Genomic DNA, 20,840 nt, shown 5'->3' on the forward strand with positions numbered 1-20,840 from the left:
CGTCCGTCGTTCTACGGAATGCGGGCGACCGCGCCGTACGAGCCGATCCGTACGTCGTCGCCGGCCAGGTCTTCCTCGGAGCGGTCCGAGCGCCACCGGTGGACCAGGACGATTCCGGGGTTCACGAGCTCCAACCCGTCCAGGAGCGCCGCCACTTCGCCGTGCGAGCGGGCCTTGATGCGGATGCCGGCCAGCTTCTCGTGCTGCCGGCACACCACCTCCATCCCCTCGGGATCGAAATCCCCGGTGAGGTGGGAGAGCGTCAGAAAGCTCCCCGGAACCAGCGCACCGGTGAAGCCGCGGATCATCTCGTGCGCGGCCTCGTCGTCGGTGACGAAGGGCAGCAGCGCCACGAGGGAGAGCGCGACCGGCTGGTCCAGGTCGAGGCTTTCGAGGACCTCGGAGGACGCGAGGATGCCGGACGGGTCCGCGGCGTCGGCTCGCAGGAACGCGGTGCGGCCGAGCGGGCTGCCCGCCAGCAGGGCCTGGGCGTGGGCGTGGACGACGGGATCGTCGTCCACGTAGACGATGCGCGCGCTGGGGGCCTCGGCCTGGGCGACCTGGTGCAGGTTCGGCTCCGTCGGGATGCCGGCGCCCAGGTCGAGGAACTGACGCATGCCCTCCTGCCCGGCGAGATGACGCACGGCACGGAGCATGAAGGCGCGGTTCTCGCGGGCCATGACGGCAATGGTGGGAGTGGCTTCCACGGTCTGCTGGGCGGCGATCCGGTCGGCGGCGTAGTTGGTGCGGCCGCCCAGGAAGTAGTCGTAGAGACGGGCGGGATGGGGCGTGTCGGTGCGGGGCTGGCCGACGCCGGCGACGGCGCCTTGCCCTCTCCCGTCGGGACCGGCCGGCCGTGCCTCCCCCTCGCTGCCGGTGACGGTGGACGGGGGGATGCGTCCCGTCGTGTACAGGGCCCAGAGCAGTTCGTGTACGGCGCCGGGCCTGTCCTTGCGCAGCGGGAGATGAGTGAACGTCCCGGCCTCACGCAGCCACCCGCCGAGTGTGCTGCTGGAGATGCCCAGTTCCTCTGCCGTCGCCTCGGGGTCAAGTTCGTGCTCGACCCAGGCCACCAGCGCGGAGAGCAACCGTGGCGGCAGTCCGGACAGCACGCCGTGGCCCCAGTTCGAGGCACCCTCGTGGTCGAGCACTCGGCGGACGCCGCCTGCGGGCGCGACGCCCGGCACCGGCGGCGGCAGGTCCGCCAGCCGCATCGCCAGGTCCAGCTTCGCCCGGTCCCCGAGCAGTGAGCGGTCCAGGTTCACGCGTGCCGTCAGCTCGTCCAGCCGCGCGGTCACGGTCTCGCGGTGCAGGCCGAGGAGCCGCCCGGCGCCGTGCGCCCCCATGGCGATTCCGGCGCTGCACACCTCCAGCAGCCGCTGCCGTTCCGCCGCGGCGAGATTCCACTCGAGCGGCGCGAGCAGCTCCCGGGCCCAGGCGCGGGCGGAGCTGTCCAGCAGCTCCGCGAGGGGCGGCCGTCCGTCGTGCACGGCCACCCCGCCGGGGGTGCGCCGGGCCGCCTCCACGCTGACCGCCGCCGCTCCGTACAGGCGCGCGGCGTGCTCCAGCGGTCCGCGGCCGCTGACTCCCACGGCACGGTCGGGTTCGGCTTCAGCGACCGGCTCCAGCACGGTCTGCACCGGGGCCTGGGCGCCGTCCCAGATGACGATGAGCTGGGTCTCGTCGACGGGGCAGAGCACGGTCAGCGCACGTCCCCACTGCAGAGCCTCCTCGACCTCCTCCGCGACCGCTTCCCGCTCCTCCCCCGGCGCCTTCTCCACCACCGCGACCTGCACCACGCCGGCGGCCATCAGGCCGGGGGCCAGCGGCTCCACCGCCCGGCCCGCTGACGTCACGTCGCCGACCATCAGGTACTGGAAGGCAGAGGTCCGTGCCGCTTGCACGGCCGCGTGCAGGCGGTGCTCGCGCTCCGTCACCTCCTCCTCGCGCAGCAGCCCGGCCACCATCACGGCCACCTGTTCCAGGCCGAACAGGCCGCGTCCTCCCCAAGGTTCGTCGCGGGAGGCGATCAGCAGCCTGTGCGGCGGCCCGACTCCGACCGGCCACACCTCGACGTACCGCCCGTCCCCGACCCCGCGCACCGGGCCGTGCTCCCGGCCCCGTACGAGCTCGCGCAGCAGGGCCGTCTGCCTGGAGACTTCCGCGGGCCAGTCCTGCTCCCGGTAGCCGTCGACCACCTCCACCTGCGCGCGGGCCTCCCGCGAGACCCAGTCGAGCACCGCCTGAGGCCCTCTGCCCTCGGCCATCGCGTGAGCGGCCACATCGGTGTAGGTCTCCACCTGCCGGACCTCGGCCTGGAGGGCCGCGATCTGGGCGCCCATGAGCGCCTCGGCGACCCGCACCGGTCCGCCGGGGACCAGCGGGGTCAGGACGGGAACGAGTCCGCAGTCAGGCACCTCGTCGAGGTCGTCGAACTCGCCGCAGACCACCACTCCGGCCGCGTTCTCCGCGCGGAGCCGCACCCACTCCAGGGTGCTGTCCGCGGACGTCACGAGCAGCACCCGCTCCGTGCGCTCACCGACCGGGGGGCCGTCGGGCCCGCAGCGCGTGATCCTCTCCACCGCCCTGCCGGGGTCACCGGGCGCGTCTCCCCTGCTGGCCCACTGCAGCAGCGGCGGTGCACCCGCGGTCAGACGGCCCAGCGTCAACATGGCTCCAGCGTCGACCCGGGCACCGTCCGGCGCACCTCGGGGTGATGCGGCGCGGCGGGCGGGAGCGGGGACGGTGGGCCAGGGGGGCTCCGTCCCCTCCGACGGGCAGGCCCCCACCCTGCGATACGCGACCTATGCCACAAATGGGTGAATTATCACCCGGAGGCGATGCGGTTCGGCCGCCGTATCCGGAATAGACCGCTCCCCAGTGCTGCTGAGGCGATCAGATCTGAAGGGTCACGATCAAGGCCGAACCGGAAGGATCCACTGTGACCACGCCGACCGCTCCCCTCACCATCGACGAGTTCGCTCCGCGACTGAACAGCGCCACCGTCATCGACGTCCGCACCCCCGGCGAGTACGGCTCCGGGCACATCCCCGGTGCGTTCAACATCCCGCTGGACCGTCTCGGCGAGGCGCTGCCCTCGCTGCGCACAGCGTCCGAGAAGGGCGAACTCGTCGTCGTCTGCGCTTCCGGAACCCGGTCCGGGGTCGCGTCCGGCCGCCTCGCGGACGAGGGGATCACGGCAGCGTCGCTCGAGGGCGGGACCCAGGCCTGGTCCGGTGGCGGTCACGCGCTGGACCGTCCTGCGGGCGCCCGCGCCGTGTGGCCGATGGAACGTCAGGTCAGGCTGGTCGCCGGTTCGCTGGTGGTGCTCGGCATCCTGCTCGACCTGGCGGTTCCCGGTGCCCGGATCCTTTCGTTCCTGATCGGGGGCGGCCTGGTCTTCTCCGCGCTGAGCAACACGTGCGGCATGGCCGCGGTGCTCTCGAAGCTCCCGTTCAACCGCCGCCAGTCCGGCGACGGGGGCCTGGATGCCACGCTCAGCAGGCTGACCGCGCGGACCGCCGGCACGAGCTGACCGGGGCACCGGTACGGACTCAGCCTGCGCGGCTGCCACGCCTGTGCGCTCGCCGCCCGGTTTCGCCGTGCCCCCGCGCCGCACCGGCCGCCTCGTGCATCTCACGGACGATCCGCTCCCCAGCCGCGACGCCGCGCTCGTCCAGCGCCGTGACGTGGGGGGCGCTCCAGCCGCTGTCGGCCAGTTCACCGTGTCCCGGGAACCAGCCCCGGCCGGCGGCGAGGAGCAGGTCGGCGTCGAGCAGTGAGTCGCCCGCGGCGCAGGTACGCGTCGCCGCGGTGCGCCGTGCGACCTCGGCGACGGCCGCGCTCTTCGTCAGCGGTCCCGGCACGGCGTAGATCTTGCGGCCCTGAAGGGACACCGTCCATCCGCGGGGCTCCGCCCAGGCGGCCAGCTCCTTCACCCATGTCTGCGGCAGCCGTCGGCGGTCGACGACGAGGTACGCGAACAAGTCGTCCGCGACACGGTGCTTGAGCACCCAGTCGCCGCCGGCGGACGTCTCGCGAAGGTGCGCGCGCACCTCGTCCAGCGGGGCACAGGCGGCGAGGCTGCGGCGCACCTGAGCGTTCCACTCCGGGTCCGCCTCGCCGTCGACGAGCAGATGACCGCCGTTGGCGCACACCGCGTAGCGCGCGGGTCCGCCGGGAAGCCGCACACGCCGGTACTGTTCGCGGGTCCTGGTGGTGGCGGGCACGAAGACGCACCGGTCCATCAGCTCCGCCAGCAGTCCGGCGGCCGTCTCGGTCATGTACGACAGGGGCTTGCCCTCGTACACCTCGACGCACAGCAGCCGCGGAGCCTCGCTGTCCGGCACGGTCAGGCCGAGGGCCGCCGCCGAGTAGATCAGCGTGCGGTCGAGGTCGCCGGCGACGAGCGGGAGATCCCGCGCCGTCCCGGGTGGGGTGGGGGCGGTCATCCGGCGGCCCTCCCGTCCGAGCCGGTGGCCCCGCGCGTGTAGCGCGGGTGGATCAGGCCCACGCAGCTGTAGGGCAGTCCGTCCGTCTCCTCGACGGGAACGCCCCGCTGCTCGGCGAGCAGACGCACATGGTCCAGGTCGGAGCCCGCGCCGCGTCGCGTCAGAACCCGCCACGGGACGCGGCGCAGCAGCACGCGCGTCGTCTCGCCGACCCCCGGCTTGACGAGGTTGACGTCGTCGATGCCGTACTCCCGGCTGATCCGCTCGACCGCGCTCCAGCCGGCCCACGTCGGGGCCCGCTCGGCGGACCGCATCGCCGCCGCGTCCTCGGCCGCCGCTTCGGCGACGTCGTCGAAGCGGGCAGTGACCGTGTCCAGGAAGAGGCCGGAGACGTCCGAACCGGCAAGTTCCCGGTAGCACTTGGCGCCGTGGTAGTCGTCCGCGCCGACCAGGTCCGCGCGGAGCACCGTGCGCGATATCAGCCCGGAGACGGTGGAGTTGAGGCAGGCGGACGGTATGAGGAAGTCCTCGCGCGTGCCGTAGGTGCGCACACAGCCCCCGGGGTCGGCGAGCACGGCGATCTCCGGGTCGAACTCCTCGAACTGCGCGACAGCTTCGGCGAGTTCGCGGGTGATCGCGCCCTTGCCCGTCCAGCCGTCGACGAAGACGACGTCGGCGGGGTCGTGGTGCGAGGCGATCCAGCGCAGGGCGTTGGCGTCGATGCCGCGCCCGCGAACGATGGACACCGCGTAGTGCGGCAGGTCCAGGCCGTGGGCCCGCTGTGCCCAGCGCCGCATCAGTACGCCGACGGGCGTGCCCGCGCGGGCGAGCGAGACCAGCACCGGGCGGCCGGTTCCTCGCGGCGCCCGTTCGGCGAGCACGGTCTCCGTGACGGTGCCGACCGCGCGCGCGACGCGGCCCGCGGATGCCTCCAGCGCGCTGTGGAAGAGCCGCTCGTACTCCGGGCTCGGCTGGTATTCGACGGGCAGCGACTCCGCGTAGTGCGCCCCGCCGCTCTGGATCGCCTCCTCGCGCTCCTCGGTCGGGGCTTCCAGCTGCGTCTCGGACAGGTCCTGCAGCAGCCAGCCGACCTCGTCGGGTGCGTACGAGGAGAAGTGCGGGCCGCGCAGCGGTGCGGGCAGCGGACGGTAGGCCGGGACGACCGTGAGCAGCACGCTGTCCGTGTGCTCGCGCAGCCGGTTCAGCAGTCCGCCGGGCGCGTGCAGGGCCGCGGTGTCGGAGGCCGAGTCCGTCACGACGACGACGGCGTCGAAGCGGCGCCCGGGGTCGCCTCCGGGCGCGACGTTGTACGCATAGCGCGTCGCGGCGCCGGGCTCACCGGCCCCCTCGCCCTTGTCCCCGTCGGTCTCTTCGTGTTCCGGGAAGGAGAGGCACGTGCGGACCGCGTAGGCCGGGTCGTCCACGGCGAGCACGGGCGAACGCGTCGTGGTGGAGAAGCGCACCTCCGCCTTCCCTTCCAGCCGCTCCTCCAGGGCGACGGCGAGGCGCAGCGGCGCGTACATCAACTCTTCGCAGCCCAGCACCAGTACGCGCGGGGCCGGCCGGTCGTCCCGGGCCGCGTCCTGCACGGCGTCGACGGTGCCCGTCTCCGCCAGTGCGGAGGCCAGCCGTGCGGCCATGCCGGGCAGTGCCGCGTCCAGGCGTGCGCTGTGGGCGGCCGTGAAGCCGTGCCGTCCGCCGTCGGGCAGGCGCAGCGGCCAGCCGAGGTCCACCGGGGTCGCCGGGCTCACACGGCGCGGCCCCGGCACGCGCGCGGCAGAGGCGTCCGCCCCGGCCCGCGGCTCCACCGACACGGCCGTTGCCTCTGCCTGCGCTTCGGCCTCCGCCACCAGCCGCTGCCCGCGCTCCAGCACGTCGTGCGGGAGCGAGACCCGCCCACGTGCCAGCGCGACCACGTCCACACGCGCGCCGAGTTCGGCCGCGAACTTCTCCAGTGCGGCCGCGTCGTCGGCGGAGCGCATATCGGTCAGCGCCACGACGACGTACCGCTCCCGCGGATGACGCCTGTGCAGCGCGGCGACGGTGTTGCGAATGGTGCGGCCCGTGGAGAACTCGTCGTCGACGAGCACGAGCGGCCCGTCCCCGCCGAGCAGCCCGGGGTCCTCCGGGAGCAGCAGATGGGACGTGGCGTGGCTGTGCTCCTCCTCGAACCCGCCGGCGGTGGCCACTCCCCTCACGGCCCGCCGCGTCGAGTGCAGGTACGTGACGCCACCGATGCCGTCGGCGACGCAGTGCCCGAGGCCCGTGGCCGTCTCCGCGTAGCCGAGCACCACGGCACGGTCGGCGAGGGCGTCGCCCAGCAGCGTCCGTACGTCCCGTCCCAGCCGCAGGCCGACCCCGCGCACGGTTCCGGGCCGCTCCGGCACGTGCTTGCCCAGGACGCGCGAGACGAGGAGGTGCGCGCGCTTGGGGTTGCGGCGCAGTGCCAGGCCCATCAGGTCCCGCAGGCCCTCGCCGCTCAGCCTCACCTCCAGCCGCTCGGCGACCCATTCGCCGGACCACACCGCACCGCTCACAGCCTCGCTCATCCCTTCGCCCGTCCCTCTTCCGCCGGCTCGCCGTCGGCCCGCGCGCCCGCCACGAGGAGGTCGACGAAGCCGACGCCCTCGCGCGCCACCCCGAACAACTCCGCGCGCAGGAGCGTCCGCTCGGCCCACGCCCGGTGCGGCTTCACCTCGTTCATCTTGTTCGTGTAGGCGGACCGCACGACACCACCGCCGCTGCGTTCCGGCCGCAGGATGTCGGTGGCGTCGCTGTACTCCTCCAGGCTCACCACGGACAGCGCGTGCACCGGCAGCACATGCGAGGGGTGGATGCAGGTCTTGCCGAGCAGGCCGTTGGCCCGGTCCAGTTCGATCTCGCGCAGCAGTCCGTCCATGTCGTGATCGATGAGCGCGGTACGCAGCTCCTCCGCGCGCCCGGTGAAGATGCTCTGCCTCAGCTGGGGCTTGAACATCCTCTCCTGGAGGCGGAAGTACTCCCACACCGGTCCCGTGACCGTGTAGCCGCTGCCGTCCACACGACCCAGCACGTTGACCACGTCACCGATGACGGAGGCGACGAGCTGCACGTCGTAGGCGGTCATCTCCGGCGTGCGGCGCAGCCCGTACGCGGAGCAGAAGTCGGTCACGCCCAGTCGCAGCGCGAGCACCCGCTCCCGGTACTTGTCGACGGCCCGGGCGATGCCGGCGAGCGTCCCGCCACGGGACTCCAGGTGCATGAGGCCCGGGGACTCCAGTACGGGCATCGCGAACAGCCTCCGGCCCACCGCGGCTTCGGCCTCCACCAGCGCCTCCAGGAACGGGATGCCGCGCTCCTCGGTGAACTTGGGCAGCACGAACCCCGAGAGCAGTCCGGCCGCGGCGCCCATGCGCGCCACGAGATCGATGATCTGCTCCGGCTCCCGGACCCGTATGAACAGCAGCGGGACGTCCCGCTCCCGCAGACCGGCGTCCCCGTCCGCGAGTTGCTCGAACTGCCGCACCAGGTTGTCCTCGGCCGCCGCGACCTCCGCGTCGCTGATGGAGTCCTCCAGGCACAGCACCATGGACACCACGCCGCGCCGGGCCTGCTTGACCACGTCGGCGGCGAGGCTCGTGCGCGTGGCCGGACAGTAGAGGGTGCCGCCGAGCGCGGCGGCGAGCCTGCGCCCCGATGATTCCGCCGTGAACTCGGCGGGTTCGTGCTGGAACAGCGCGCCCCGCACCTCAGGTGGGAGTTGACCGAAATGCCGCATGCATGACCCCGATTTCCTTCGCGCGGCATCCGGCAGGGCCGACGCGGTCGCTGTCGATCGTGCGCAGCCCGTCCCGCCACCGCATGTGCCGTCCGGCGGCGAGAAGCAGCCGCTCATCGTACGTATGGGAGGGGCCCATTGGTTCCAATCGATGATGAAAAATGTGTTACCACCCGGTACACACCGGCCCACCACCGGCCTCCCGCGTTGTCCTGACGCACGGACGGAAGGCAGGATGAGCCCATGACGCACGCCATGGTGAAGGGCTCAAACGTTCAGCTGGAGACTGTGGCGGTGCGCGCCGTCCTGTGCTGGTTCGCCGGGTCCGGTGTGCCCGACGTGGATGTGTCGGCGCTGCTGCTGGACGAGAGCGGGCGCGTCGACTCCGACGAGGACTTCGTGTTCTACAACCAGCCGCGGCACCCGTCCGGCGCTGTCAGCCACGTGGCCAAGACGCAGGAGCACGGCGGGATGCGCGACTCGGTCGAGGCCGACCTGGGTGCCCTCGCTCCCCGGGTTGACCGGGTTCTGCTGGCCGCCTCGACGGACGGCGGTACCTTCCGCGACGTACGGCAGCTGCGGCTGCTGGTGTACGCAGGCACCGGGCAGGCCGCCGAGGGCGAGCCGGTGCTGCAGTTCGACATCGAGCCGGAGACGGGCGCCGAGACGGCGATGATCTGCGGCGAGCTGTACAGACGCGGCACGGACTGGAAGTTCCGTGCGCTGGGCCAGGGTTACGACACGGGGCTGGTCGGACTGGCCACCGAGTACGGGATCACCGTCGAGGAGCCGGAGCCCGGTTCCCGGCCGGAGCCGGCTGCCGCCGCGCCGCCCGCACCGTCGGTCCCGCCCCAGACGTCCGCTCCCACGGACGACGCGACCGTGCCGGCCTTCGCGACCCCGCAGCGTCAGGAGCCCGAGGACTTCCCCCTCGCTGCTCCCTCCCCGGGGCCGGCGGCCGCCGGTCACGCACCCACCGCGCCGTCGCCCATCGCGGCGGCCGGGCCGGGGCCCGCGGCGCCCACGCAGGGCTACGCCTACCCGCAGCAGCCCCAGCAGCCGCCCGCCACCCGGCCCGCGTACGGATATCCGCAGCCCGCCTACGGCTACCCGCAGCCGGACCCGGACTTCACGCTGCCGCCCCAGGGCCCCCAGTTCCAGAACAACTGAGAGGGGCGGCCGCCCTCGGCCCGGGCCGGAGTCAGGTCCTGCCGGCCTTGTATCCGCGGCCCCACTGCAGGCCCCAGCCGTAGAGCCGGTCCAGCTCGGACTGGAAGCCGTAGACGTAGCGCACTTGGCGGCGGACCATCAGCTGGTCCTTCTCGTGCTCCATGAGCAGGACGGCACACGAGCGTGCCTGCGGGGCCCGTTGGTCGAGGCTCACCTCGACGCGCGGGCCGTTGCTCGGGAAGAGCGTGAGGACCGCGTGCGTACGGTCGAACGCGGGGGTGCCGTCGTAGATGTAGACGAAGAACAGCAGCCGCTTGATGTCGTCCTTGTGGTCGAGATTCACATAGATCGTCTCGCCGGACGGTGAGCCGAAGCGGTCGTCACCCGTGAGCTTCACATACGGCGGGGAGTTCCAGTCGCCGAGGAAGTTGCCGAGCGGCTGCACAACTCCCTTGCTGCCGTCGGCCAGTTCGTACATGCACGCGAGGTCGAGGTCGACGTTGACGACGCCCTGCGTGTGCGCCTGAACGACCTGCGGCTTCAGTGCCTGGAACGGATGCCGGAGCGAGCCGCGGCGTCCGGTTCTCCCGTCGAAGTCCGAAGTCCGCATGCGCCAGGACAGATTGACCCGCAGGCTGCCGTTGTCGGCGCCCTGCTCGGTGAGCGATACCGACGAGTGACGCTTGGTCAGCTCGGTCGCGTAGCTCGAACCGCCACCCATCATGTCGAACTTCGCACTGCGCCGACGCATCCCGGCGCCGCTGCGCCAGTTCTCCCAAAGGGAGACCATCCCGCACCCCCACTCGAACTCCAACTGCCTCGGGGCGGCTCCGAGTCGGGACTCGGAGCCGCCCCGTTAGAGCGTTCCGCAAACAGGCCACCGTGACACCCGGAGCGTACGAGCTGCCGCATCTTCCGGGATCACAGGGGGCTCACGCCTTGGAGCTGACCTCCTCGTCCGAGGCCTCGCCCTTCTCGCCGCCGCTCTCGTTCGACTGAGCGACCCGCTGGTTGCGCCGGACCGAGGACCAGAAGGACGCGCCGATCAGCGCGACACCGATCAGGCCGGTGACCACCTCGTTGATCTCGTACTTGATCGTGACGAGCAGGATGGCCGCGAGCGCACCGATCGCGTAGTGGGCGCCGTGCTCCAGGTAGACGTAGTCGTCGAGCGTGCCCTGCCGGACGAGATAGACCGTGAGTGACCGTACGTACATCGCGCCGATGCCGAGACCGAGCGCCATCCAGAAGATGTGGTTGGTGATCGCGAAGGCACCGATGACGCCGTCGAAGGAGAAGGAGGCGTCGAGCACCTCGAGGTAGAGGAACATGAAGAAGGCTGCCTTGCCGGCTATTCCGACGAGGGACGGATCCTTGCCTTCCTTCTTGGCCTCCTCCTCGGCCTCGTGCTCGCGTTCCTCCTCTTCCTCCAGCCTGTTCTCGAAGTGGCTGGAGAGACCGCCGACGATCAGGTACGTGATGAGACCGGCGACGCCGGACAGCAGCACCGTGGCGGACTTGTCCGCGTGAGCCCCGCCGTGCTGGTGCGCCTCGACGGCGAAGGTCATGGCGGAGACCAGCAGCACGATCAGGGCGATGCACACGGAGAGCATGTCGACCTTGCCGAGCTTGGCCAGGGGCCGCTCGAGCCAGGCGAGCCACTTGTACTCCCGCTCCTCGAAGATGAAGTCGAGGAAGATCATCAGGAGGAACATGCCACCGAAGGCCGCGATGGCCGGGTGCGCGTCCGTCACGAGCTGCTGGTACTTGTCCGGGTCCGCCAGCGCGAGATCGACGGCCTCGATGGGCCCGATCTTGGCGCTGATGGCCACGATGACAACCGGGAAGACCAGCCTCATCCCGAACACGGCGATGAGGATGCCGATGGTCAGGAAGATGCGCTGCCAGAAGGCGTTGAGCTTTTTCAGCACACCGGCGTTGACGACCGCGTTGTCGAAGGACAGCGAGATCTCCAGGACGGAGAGGATCGCCACGACGGCGAAACCCTGCCACCCCCAGAGCAACGCGGCGAGGGCGAATCCCGCGGCCGTGACGCCGAAGGACCAGCCGAAGGTTTTCAAGAGCACTGGGCTACCCAATCCGCTTTACGAACACATGACCTTTGCTTACGAAACATTGACCCCGAAGTCTAGGGCGATGCCTCGCAAGCCTGAGGCGTACCCCTGTCCAACGGCCCGGAACTTCCACTCGCCCCCGCGCCGGTACAACTCCCCGAAGATCATCGCGGTTTCCGAGGAGGCGTCCTCAGTGAGGTCGTAACGCGCCAGCTCCTGCCCGTCCTCCTGGTTCAGGACGCGGATGTAGGCGTCGGTGACCTGCCCGAACGTCTGCTGGCGGGGCTCGGCGTCGTAGATGGAGACAGGGAAGACGATCTTCTCCACATGGGCGGGAACGAGCGGCAGGTCCACCAGAACCGTCTCGTCGTCCTCGCCGTCGGTGCCGCCGACGAGCTCGTCGCCTGTGTGTTCGACGGAGCCATCGGGGCTCTTGAGGTTGTTGTAGAAGACGAAGTACTCGTCGCCGAGGACCCGGCCGTTCGCGCACAGCAGAGCACTGGCGTCCAGGTCGAAGGCGGCGCCGGTGGTGGAACGGGCCTTCCAGCCGAGCCCGATCCGGACCTGGGTCAGGTTCGGTGCGGCCTTCGAGAGGGAGACATTTCCCCCCTTGGCGAGCGTCACGCCCATGTTCTGATCCTCTCCCCGGTGTTGATGCACCCCAGTGTCCCGACATCACCAGGCGCCGCACACCTCCGGTTCACGGAAGTCTGCGGCGCCGGTGGCTGCCGGGATCCGTCAGACGTTGACCCCGAAGTCCTGCGCGATGCCGCGCAGTCCCGACGCATAGCCCTGGCCGATGGCACGGAACTTCCACTCCGCGCCGTGCCTGTAGAGCTCGCCGAAGACCATGGCCGTCTCCGTGGAGGCGTCCTCGCTCAGGTCGTAGCGCGCCAGCTCGTTGTTGTCGGCCTGGTTGACGACGCGGATGAAGGCGTTGCGGACCTGGCCGAAGCTCTGCTGGCGGCTCTCGGCCTCGTAGATGGAGACAGGGAAGACGATCTTCTCCACGTCGGCCGGCACACCCGCCAGATTGACCTTGATGACCTCGTCGTCGCCCTCGCCCTCACCGGTGAGGTTGTCGCCGGTGTGCTCGACGGAGCCGTCGGGGCTCTTGAGGTTGTTGAAGAATACGAAGTTCTTGTCGTTGCCGACCTTGCCCTCGCCGTTCGCAAGCAGGGCGCTGGCATCGAGGTCGAAGTCCGAGCCCGTGGTCGTACGGGCGTCCCAGCCCAGACCTACGATCACGGCCGTCAGATTCGGGGCCTCCTTGGTCAGCGAGACGTTGCCGCCTTTGCTGAGGCTGACTCCCACGAGTCCTCCAGGTGTCTGTTCGAAGGAGCACCGTGTACGTGCCCCCGTTCCTGTTGCGGTTTGCTCCTGTTGCTGTCGGATCAACGAATCGATCCTAGTGAGCGGTTCCCCACGCTCCCAGGGCCTCGGTCAGAGGGCTTTGAGCGCCTTGACGTACTCGTTCAGGTCACGCGCCTCGGGAATGGCGTTGACGACGTTCCAGCGGACGACGCCCTCGGTGTCGATCACGAAGGTTCCGCGCACGGCGCAGCCCTTCTCCTCGTCGAAGACACCGTAGGCGCGGGAGGCCTCCCCGTGCGGCCAGAAGTCCGACAGGAGCGGGTACTCCAGCCCCTCCTGGTCGGCGAAGACGCGCAGCGCGAAGGGCGAATCGTTGGAGACGGCGAGCAGCTGCACGTCGTCGTTGACGAACGACGGGAGCTCGTCACGCAGCGCGCACAGCTCGCCCGTGCACACCCCCGTGAACGCGAAGGGGTAGAAGAGCAGAACGACGTTCTTCTTGCCCCGGAAGTCGGACAGCGAGACCGCTTCGCCGTGCTGACTCTTCAGTGTGAAGTCCGGTGCCTTGGTGCCGACCTCGATTGCCATGGGATGAAGATCCCCTTCCGTGCTGACGGTCGATGGAGACGTTCTGTGGTCGCGGACCCGCAGACGGCGGCGCCTTCCCGCGGCGTCCGCGGAGCGCCTGACGGAACGGCGGTTCGCCGTCACGGGACGCCGGCGCAGTCTTTCACTTCCGCCCCTGGAGCGAGTCGGGCCCCCGGCAGCGAAGCTGCCGGGGGCCCGATCGTGTCTGGTTCGCTGCTGGGACAGCTTCCTCGGTCTGCGTCCGAGGCGGCCCCGGGCTACCGCTTGCCGGTGCGAGCCGCCTTGGGCGTGACCAGACGGCTTCCGCTCCAGTCCTTGCCCGCGTTGACGGTGCTGGTCTGGGCGAGCCCGGCGGTCTGCGCCGCCTCACCGATCTCACTCGGCTCGACGTAGCCTTCGCGGCCGGTCTTGGGGGTCAGCAGCCAGACAGGAGAACCCGCGTCGATCATCGTGGTGGCATCCACCAGCGCGTCCGTCAGGTCGCCGTCATCCTCGCGGAACCACAGCATCACGGCATCGGCCACGTCGTCGTGGTCCTCGTCGACGAGCTCCGTACCCGTGATGGCCTCGATGCCCTCACGGAGTGCCTGCTCGGCGTCGTCGTCGTACCCGAGCTCCTGGACCACCTGTCCGGGCTGGAAACCCAGCCTTGCGGCGGGGTTGGTCCGCTCCTCCGCGTGGTCCGCGGTCGCGCTCACGGATTGCCTCCTGTCTCTTGCTGGAATCTGCCTTGCGCCCCGCGCGCACGCGAGGCAATGGCCGTAGTCCACACGGGCAGGGCGGATCGCGCAAGTACCCCACCATCCATCCCGCCCAAACGCCTACGTGTCCTCCCACAATGCCCGATGAGCAGTGATTCGCGCCACATCGACCGGAGAGATATACACCGGTTTCCCACCTTCCGCACCGAGTGCACCAGCGGCCGCACGACTCTTCGACGCCGGGCGTAGGGTGGCAATTCGGCCGCCCCATTTGACCCTTCCCTTCGCGCGCTGATGAGACGGAACCGGGTTACCCCGCAGTAGAGGTGACGCGGACGCAGCGGCAGTGGACGATGGAGTCGGCGCGACACCAAGGCAGACAGATCACGACCAGCGAAGGAACAGCGTGGCTTCCGGATCCGATCGCAACCCGATCATCATTGGCGGCCTTCCCAGCCAGGTCCCGGACTTCGATCCCGAGGAGACCCAGGAATGGCTCGACTCGCTCGACGCCGCCGTCGACGAGCGCGGACGGGGACGGGCCCGCTATCTCATGCTCCGGCTGATCGAGCGGGCGCGCGAAAAGCGCGTCGCCGTACCGGAGATGCGCAGCACCGACTACGTGAACACGATCGCCACGCGGGACGAGCCCTTCTTCCCGGGTAACGAGGAGATCGAGCGCAAGGTCCTCAACGCGACCCGCTGGAACGCCGCGGTGATGGTCTCCCGCGCGCAGCGCCCCGGCATCGGGGTGGGCGGGCACATCGCGACCTTCGCCTCTTCCGCCTCCCTCTACGACGTGGGCTTCAACCACTTCTTCCGCGGCAAGGACGAGGGGGACGGCGGCGACCAGGTCTTCTTCCAGGGCCACGCCTCCCCCGGCATCTATGCGCGCGCGTTCCTGCTCGACCGGCTCTCCGAGGCGCAGCTGGACGGCTTCCGGCAGGAGAAGAGCAAGGCGCCCAACGGACTCTCCAGCTATCCGCACCCGCGGTCCATGCCGGACTTCTGGGAGTTCCCCACGGTCTCGATGGGGCTCGGGCCCATCGGCGCGATCTATCAGGCCCGGATCAACCGCTACATGGAGGCGCGCGGCATCGCCGACACCTCCAAGTCGCATGTGTGGGCGTTCCTCGGCGACGGGGAGATGGACGAGCCCGAGTCGCTGGGGCAGCTCTCTCTGGCCGCGCGCGAGGGGCTGGACAATCTCACCTTCGTCATCAACTGCAACCTTCAGCGGCTCGACGGCCCCGTGCGCGGCAACGGGAAGATTATCCAGGAGCTGGAGTCGTACTTCCGCGGCGCCGGCTGGAACGTGATCAAGCTGGTCTGGGACCGCTCGTGGGACCCGCTGCTCGCCCAGGACCGCGACGGTGTGCTGGTCAACAAGCTCAACACCACGCCCGACGGCCAGTTCCAGACGTACGCCACCGAGAGCGGCGCCTACATCCGTGATCACTTCTTCGGTGGTGACCAGCGGCTGCGGGCGATGGCCGAGAACATGACCGACGACCAGCTCCTGCACCTGGGACGCGGCGGCCATGACCACCGCAAGGTGTATGCGACGTACAAGGCGGCCAAGGAGCACCAGGGCCAGCCGACGGTGATCCTTGCGCAGACCATCAAGGGCTGGACGCTGGGGCCGAACTTCGAGGGCCGCAACGCCACGCACCAGATGAAGAAGCTGACGATCGACGATCTCAAGGGCTTCCGCGACCGGCTGCGCCTGCCGATCCCCGACAAGGAGCTGGAGTCCGGCGCCCCGCCGTACTACCACCCGGGCAGGGACTCGGAAGAGATCCAGTACATGCACGACCGCCGCAGGGAACTGGGCGGGTACGTGCCCACGCGCGTGAACCGCTCCAAGCCGCTGAAGCTCCCCGGCGACAAGGCCTACGCGGCGGTGAAGAAGGGATCCGGCCAGCAGCAGATCGCCACCACCATGGCCTTCGTGCGGCTGCTGAAGGACCTGATGCGGGACAAGGAGATCGGGAAGCGGTTCGTTCCGATCGCGCCTGACGAGTACCGCACCTTCGGAATGGACTCCTTCTTTCCCTCGGCCAAGATCTACAACCCGCTGGGGCAGAGCTACGAGTCCGTCGACCGCGAACTGCTGCTGGCGTACAAGGAGTCGCCGAGCGGCCAGATGCTGCACGACGGCATCACGGAGGCCGGCTGTACGGCGGCCGCGACCGCTGCGGGGTCGGCCTACGCGACGCACGGCGAGCCTCTGATCCCGATCTACGTCTTCTACTCGATGTTCGGGTTCCAGCGGACCGGCGACCAGTTCTGGCAGATGGCCGACCAGATGTCGCGGGGCTTCGTATTGGGCGCGACCGCGGGCCGTACGACCCTGACCGGCGAAGGCCTGCAGCACGCGGACGGCCATTCCCAGCTGCTGGCGTCGACCAACCCGGCCGCCGTCTCCTACGACCCGGCCTTCGGCTTCGAGATCGCGCACATCGTCAGGGACGGGCTGCAGCGGATGTACGGCTCCACGCCGGAGCACCCGCAGGGCGAGGACGTCTTCTACTACCTCACCGTCTACAACGAGCCCATCAAGCAGCCCGCCGAGCCTGCGGACGTGGACGCCGAGGGCATCATCCGGGGCCTCTACCGCTACAGCGTGGGTGCGAAGGGCACGATCCCCGCGCAGATCCTCGCCTCGGGCGTCGCCATGCCGTGGGCCCTCGAGGCTCAGAAGATCCTGGCCGAGGAGTGGAACGTCAAGGCGGACGTCTGGTCGGCGACCTCCTGGAACGAGCTGCGCCGTGAAGCGGTGGATGCCGAGGAGCACAACCTGCTCCACCCCGAGGAGGAACAGCGCGTCCCGTACGTGACGCGGAAGCTCCAGAGCGCCGACGGACCCAAGGTGGCCGTCTCGGACTGGATGCGGTCCGTGCCGGACCAGATCGCCCGCTGGGTGCCCGGCACCTACCAGTCCCTGGGCGCCGACGGCTTCGGCTTCGCCGACACCCGGGGAGCGGCCAGGCGCTTCTTCCACATCGACGCGCAGTCGATCGTGCTGGCCGTGCTGACGGAGCTGGCACGGGAGGGGAAGATCGACCGCTCGGCCCTGAAGCAGGCCCTCGACCGGTACCAGCTGCTGGACGTGGCGGCCGCGGACCCGGGCGCGGCGGGCGGCGACGCCTAGCTTCCCGGGGTCTGCGGGCCGGGTCATCGCCCCCGGACGTACGGCAACGGAGCGCGACGGCTCGGTACGGCACAGCTGTACCGGGCCGTCGCGCTGTGCGCGTCCGGCGCCGCGGCACAAGGACCAGCCACCGAGGGGCGTGCCGACTCGGCCCGGACACCCCACGCTCGTACGCAGTGCGCGCCACAACGACCGCCGCACCCGCACCACGCGCACGGCTCGCACCGCCGCGCTGTGACAGCGGCGCATCAGCGCTCCCAGACCTTGAACGCCCGCACCCTGTAAGCGCCTTCGGGCGTCCATGAGCCCGAAGGATGGGTGTGGAAGTCGCGCGTCTCCGCGCACTCACCGCTCTCGTAGACGGTGACCGGGCGGCCCATGCGGTTGGCGAACGACTCCGCCCCCGCATGCCCGGGAAGCCGCTGACAGCTCCCGATGGAGATCTCCCTCAGCACGTACTCACGCCGCTCGCCCCGGAACTGCGCATCCGGCCACAGGCAGAGCTCACCTGCCGCGCAGTCACCCAGCCTCGGCCCTGCCTGCGCCTGCGGTGGCGCCGCCACAGCCCCCGCGGCCACGGCGCCCAGTGCCAGCGCGCCGGCCGCCACGCCTCGCGCCGCCATCCAGGGGCCAGGGCCCGCCCCCCGGCCCCTGCCGTACGCGCCCCGCATCGCGGGCTCGCCCCGTCCGGACATGCCTCGCCAGTATCTGCGCATTCCGACCACTCCCCCGTACCGGCCGGGCCAGAGCACCCGGCGTCGTGACCAGCATGAACGGGGGCCAGGGCAAGGCCAAGAGAAACCCGTCCGGTTCACCAGGACCGGTGGTGGAGTTATCCACAAGCGCGGTGCGTGCGACGTGGAGACACCTCGGGGCGGACGGTCACGACCGTCCGCCCCGAGGTTCGCAGCCCTGTCGCCGTCAGACGTGCACGGACGGCCCCGCGTCGTTCGTGCCGCGCTTGGTGAAGAAGGCGACCCCGGAGGCGAACACCGCCACGACGCCGGCGCACATGAAGGCCAGCCCCATCCCCGAGATGAACGAGTCGTGCACGACATCCTTCATCGCCTCGGCGATCTGCGCGGGGGTGCCCGCCGGTGCCGGAGGCGCGACGCCGACCTCGGCGGCGCCCTTGAGCTTGTCCTCCTGGCCGGGCGGCAGGGGCGGCAGCTTGGCGTCCGCCCACTTCTCCGGCAGCGCGTCGTCGACCCGGGTGGCCATGACGACTCCCAGCACCGCGGTGCCGAGGCTTCCGCCCACCTGCATCGCCGCCTGCTGGAGTCCGCCCGCGACGCCCGAGTGCTCCAGCGGCGCGTTCCCGACGATGACGTCGGTGGCGCCGACCATCACCGGCGCGAGGCCGAGGCCCAGCAGCGAGAACCACAGGGAGGTGACGGCGGCACCGCTGTCCGCGTCCAGCGTCGAGAGCCCGAACATCGCGACCGCGGTGATCAGCATGGCGCCGACGAGCGGACCACGCGGCCCGACCTTGGAGATCAGCCCGCCGGCCACGGGCGAGGCGATGATCATCATCGCCGTGAGCGGCAGCAGCCGGATCCCGCTGTCCACGGGCGACATGCCGTGCACGTTCTGCAGGTAGAAGGTGACGAAGAAGATGCCGCCCATGAATCCGAAGGCCATCAGCACCATCAGCACCGTGCCGGCCGTCAGCGGGATCGAGCGGAACATGCTCAGCGGAACCAGCGGTTCCTTCGCCTTCGACTCCCAGAGCCCGAAGATCAGGAACGCGGCGAGCGAACCGCCGAGGAAGCCCAGCGTGGACGCATCGCTCCAGCCCCACGTCGGCGCCTTGATCAGTGCCCAGATCAGGCAGAACATCGCGCCGGACAGCAGCACGATGCCCGGGACGTCGAAGGAACGGGGGGCCTTCTCCGCCCGGTGGTCCCGGAGGATGAACAGACCCATCAGCAGTGCGGCCAGACCGACCGGGATGTTGATGAAGAAGACCGATTCCCAGCTGACCTTCTCGACGAGGAGCCCGCCGACGATGGGCCCGGCCGCGGTCGAGGCGCCGATGACCGCGCCCCAGACCCCGATGGCCGCGTTGAGCTTCTCGGCGGGGAAGGAGGCGCGCAGCAGGCCGAGCGCCGCGGGCATCAGCAGCGCTCCGAAGAGCCCCTGCAGCACGCGGAAGGCGACGACCAGCGAGACGCTGCCGCCCAGCCCGATCGCTCCGGACGCCGCGGCGAAGCCGACGACTCCGAGCAGGAAGGTCTGCCTGTGACCGAACCTGTCACCGAGCTTGCCCGCGGTGATCAGGGCGACGGCGAGGGCGAGCAGATATCCGTTGGTGATCCACTGGACGTCGGCGAGCGATGCGCCGAGGTCCTTCTGGATGGCCGGGTTGGCGATCGCGACGATGGTCCCGTCGAGGGCGACCATCGTGATGCCGATCGCCACGGTCACGAGGGTCAGCCACGGGTGGCCGCGGACACCCGAGCGAGGTTCCGGTGCGCCTGATACGCCTGGTATGCCTGGTTCACGCGGGCCGGGCGGATCCGGGGTCCGGCCCGTGGGCGTGCTGGTCTGGGAGCTCATGATGCGAGGCTAATGACAGTCGCTGACAATTGACAAACAAAATTATTCGTCGGTAGATGTCAGGCTGCTCACATCCGGCAGGCCACCCGCGGCCCGGCGGATTCCGCAGAGCCACGTCCGCGACCCCGGCCGCGACAGCGTCCGGTCCGTGCATGCTGTGCCGTTGGAGAACCAACGGCGAACCACTGGGAGGTGGCCGAAGTGACCGGTCTGCGTGAGCGGAAGAAGCAGCGCACCCGGGACTCGCTCGTCCGTGCCGCCTGCGAGCTCTTCGTCGAGCAGGGCTACGAGGAGACCACCGTCGACGAGATCGTGGCCGCCGTGGACGTCTCCCAGCGCACCTTCTTCCGCTACTTCACCAGCAAGGAGGAAGTGGCCTTCTCCCTCCAGGCGCTCGTCTCGGAGCGGTACGTGGAGGCCGTACGCACGCGGCCGCCCGGGGACGCCCCCGTCGAGGTGCTGCGCAGCACGCTCGACGAGACGTGGGAAAGCATCGGCGAGGCCATCGAGGAGATCGTCCCCCTCACGCTGTACATGAGGATGTGGCAGATCATCGAGACCACGCCCTCTCTCGTGGCCGTCGAACTCCGCCACGCCGTGGAGATGGAGGAACGGCTGGCCGCCGAGATCGCCCGGCGCGAGGGCGTGGATCCGGACACCGACCCCCGGCCGCGGGTCCTCGTGGCGGCGTTCTCCGGTGTGATGCGTGCCGCCTTCCGCCGCTGGAGCTTCGGCGGGGACCTCACGGTGGCCGCGGCGCAGCACATGGTCGAGTCGTACGTCGACCAGCTGGGACCTGCCCTTTCGGATGATTGGGGCGACCCCGTCGGCGACCCCGTCCGCCCCGAGTCGTCCTGACTCCGGGTCACCTCGCGAGGCGCCTGGGAGACCACATCCAACTGATGTGCGCCACGGGCCGGTTCGCGGCCCGGCCCGACGGCAACGCACCGGCGAGAACCACCTCGTACACCTCGCAACACCACGACAGCCACAGGCCCGTCCGAAACTGACCCAATCAGGCATGCCGAAACGTGAGATGGGTCACGGCGCACACGAGCACTCGACCCCGTC

Annotated in this window: 16 protein-coding genes; 4 read left to right on the forward strand and 12 right to left on the reverse strand. The window is 70.3% G+C overall.

All coding sequences use genetic code 11. The annotated features are described in order from the left end of the window. Positions 1–11 precede the first annotated feature (11 nt). Positions 12–2,672 (reverse strand): SAM-dependent methyltransferase, encoded by a 2,661-nt coding sequence (locus I004_RS40205; protein WP_486579841.1) that lies wholly within the window; start codon positions 2,670–2,672, stop codon positions 12–14. A gap of 269 nt (positions 2,673–2,941) precedes the next feature. Here I004_RS40205 and I004_RS32810 point away from each other — a divergent pair, with 269 nt between their 5' ends. After that, entirely contained in the window at positions 2,942–3,535 is a 594-nt protein-coding gene (locus tag I004_RS32810) for a rhodanese-like domain-containing protein (protein WP_037975365.1), read from the forward strand. 19 nt (positions 3,536–3,554) lie between these two features. Here the strand turns inward: I004_RS32810 and I004_RS32815 are convergent, their stop codons facing one another. The 3 genes from I004_RS32815 to I004_RS32820 are packed head-to-tail and all read right to left on the reverse strand — an operon-like array spanning position 3,555 to position 8,208. Next, the gene (locus I004_RS32815; RefSeq protein ID WP_051344822.1) at positions 3,555–4,451 is read right to left on the reverse strand and encodes an HAD family hydrolase; all 897 of its coding nucleotides are present in this window, start codon (positions 4,449–4,451) and stop codon (positions 3,555–3,557) included. Continuing rightward, positions 4,448–7,000: a phosphoribosyltransferase gene (locus I004_RS0107535; RefSeq protein WP_037975366.1), complete on the reverse strand. Its 2,553-nt coding sequence runs from the start codon at positions 6,998–7,000 to the stop codon at positions 4,448–4,450. Before I004_RS0107535 ends, I004_RS32815 begins: the two co-directional genes overlap by 4 nt. Next, complete coding sequence (locus I004_RS32820; protein ID WP_051344823.1) at positions 6,997–8,208, reverse strand: HpcH/HpaI aldolase/citrate lyase family protein; 1,212 nt, start codon at positions 8,206–8,208, stop codon at positions 6,997–6,999. The genes I004_RS0107535 and I004_RS32820 overlap by 4 nt, the downstream gene beginning before the upstream one ends. A 243-nt stretch (positions 8,209–8,451) precedes the next feature. On the opposite strand from I004_RS32820, the gene I004_RS0107545 reads away from it, so the two are divergent. After that, entirely contained in the window at positions 8,452–9,378 is a 927-nt protein-coding gene (locus tag I004_RS0107545; protein WP_028434968.1) for a TerD family protein, read from the forward strand. Positions 9,379–9,409: 31 nt separating this feature from the next. Here the strand turns inward: I004_RS0107545 and I004_RS0107550 are convergent, their stop codons facing one another. From I004_RS0107550 to I004_RS0107575, 6 genes are all read right to left on the reverse strand, one after another. Continuing rightward, the gene (locus tag I004_RS0107550; protein WP_028434969.1) at positions 9,410–10,168 is read right to left on the reverse strand and encodes a Tellurium resistance; all 759 of its coding nucleotides are present in this window, start codon (positions 10,166–10,168) and stop codon (positions 9,410–9,412) included. A gap of 142 nt (positions 10,169–10,310) precedes the next feature. After that, entirely contained in the window at positions 10,311–11,465 is a 1,155-nt protein-coding gene (locus I004_RS0107555; protein ID WP_028434970.1) for a DUF475 domain-containing protein, read from the reverse strand. Between the two features lie 39 nt (positions 11,466–11,504). Then, positions 11,505–12,083, reverse strand: a complete 579-nt coding sequence (locus tag I004_RS0107560; protein ID WP_028434971.1) for a TerD family protein — start codon at positions 12,081–12,083, stop codon at positions 11,505–11,507. A gap of 108 nt (positions 12,084–12,191) precedes the next feature. Then, positions 12,192–12,767, reverse strand: a complete 576-nt coding sequence (locus I004_RS0107565; protein ID WP_028434972.1) for a TerD family protein — start codon at positions 12,765–12,767, stop codon at positions 12,192–12,194. Positions 12,768–12,896: 129 nt separating this feature from the next. Next, positions 12,897–13,355 carry a peroxiredoxin gene (locus tag I004_RS0107570; protein WP_028434973.1) on the reverse strand — a complete coding sequence of 153 codons (459 nt, stop codon included), beginning with the start codon at positions 13,353–13,355 and terminating at the stop codon, positions 12,897–12,899. Positions 13,356–13,612: 257 nt separating this feature from the next. After that, the gene (locus I004_RS0107575) at positions 13,613–14,053 is read right to left on the reverse strand and encodes a DUF3052 domain-containing protein (RefSeq protein ID WP_028434974.1); all 441 of its coding nucleotides are present in this window, start codon (positions 14,051–14,053) and stop codon (positions 13,613–13,615) included. Positions 14,054–14,462: 409 nt separating this feature from the next. On the opposite strand from I004_RS0107575, the gene aceE reads away from it, so the two are divergent. Beyond that, positions 14,463–17,210, forward strand: coding sequence for a pyruvate dehydrogenase (acetyl-transferring), homodimeric type (gene aceE / locus I004_RS0107580; RefSeq protein WP_028434975.1), 2,748 nt, complete (start codon positions 14,463–14,465; stop codon positions 17,208–17,210). Between the two features lie 248 nt (positions 17,211–17,458). Here aceE and I004_RS0107585 read toward each other — a convergent pair whose 3' ends face one another. Continuing rightward, positions 17,459–17,905, reverse strand: coding sequence for a peptidase inhibitor family I36 protein (locus I004_RS0107585; protein ID WP_486579842.1), 447 nt, complete (start codon positions 17,903–17,905; stop codon positions 17,459–17,461). Between the two features lie 226 nt (positions 17,906–18,131). Further along, positions 18,132–19,769 carry an MFS transporter gene (locus tag I004_RS0107590; RefSeq protein ID WP_028434977.1) on the reverse strand — a complete coding sequence of 546 codons (1,638 nt, stop codon included), beginning with the start codon at positions 19,767–19,769 and terminating at the stop codon, positions 18,132–18,134. Positions 19,770–19,970: 201 nt separating this feature from the next. Here I004_RS0107590 and I004_RS32825 point away from each other — a divergent pair, with 201 nt between their 5' ends. Further along, positions 19,971–20,627 (forward strand): TetR family transcriptional regulator, encoded by a 657-nt coding sequence (locus I004_RS32825; RefSeq protein WP_051344824.1) that lies wholly within the window; start codon positions 19,971–19,973, stop codon positions 20,625–20,627. Positions 20,628–20,840: the final 213 nt, after the last annotated feature.

Source organism: Streptomyces sp. TAA486, from assembly GCF_000426165.1.

What these genes read in the sequence shown, in the direction of transcription:
- I004_RS0107590 (WP_028434977.1), bottom strand. Translation starts at nt 19,769, where the DNA reads ATGAGCTCCCAGACCAGCACGCCCACGGGCCGGACCCCGGATCCGCCC.
- I004_RS40205 (WP_486579841.1), bottom strand. Translation starts at nt 2,672, where the DNA reads ATGTTGACGCTGGGCCGTCTGACCGCGGGTGCACCGCCGCTGCTGCAG.
- I004_RS0107535 (WP_037975366.1), bottom strand. Translation starts at nt 7,000, where the DNA reads ATGAGCGAGGCTGTGAGCGGTGCGGTGTGGTCCGGCGAATGGGTCGCC.
- I004_RS0107560 (WP_028434971.1), bottom strand. Translation starts at nt 12,083, where the DNA reads ATGGGCGTGACGCTCGCCAAGGGGGGAAATGTCTCCCTCTCGAAGGCC.
- I004_RS0107545 (WP_028434968.1), top strand. Translation starts at nt 8,452, where the DNA reads ATGACGCACGCCATGGTGAAGGGCTCAAACGTTCAGCTGGAGACTGTG.
- I004_RS0107550 (WP_028434969.1), bottom strand. Translation starts at nt 10,168, where the DNA reads ATGGTCTCCCTTTGGGAGAACTGGCGCAGCGGCGCCGGGATGCGTCGG.
- I004_RS32815 (WP_051344822.1), bottom strand. Translation starts at nt 4,451, where the DNA reads ATGACCGCCCCCACCCCACCCGGGACGGCGCGGGATCTCCCGCTCGTC.
- I004_RS0107585 (WP_486579842.1), bottom strand. Translation starts at nt 17,905, where the DNA reads ATGTCCGGACGGGGCGAGCCCGCGATGCGGGGCGCGTACGGCAGGGGC.
- I004_RS0107570 (WP_028434973.1), bottom strand. Translation starts at nt 13,355, where the DNA reads ATGGCAATCGAGGTCGGCACCAAGGCACCGGACTTCACACTGAAGAGT.
- I004_RS32820 (WP_051344823.1), bottom strand. Translation starts at nt 8,208, where the DNA reads ATGCGGCATTTCGGTCAACTCCCACCTGAGGTGCGGGGCGCGCTGTTC.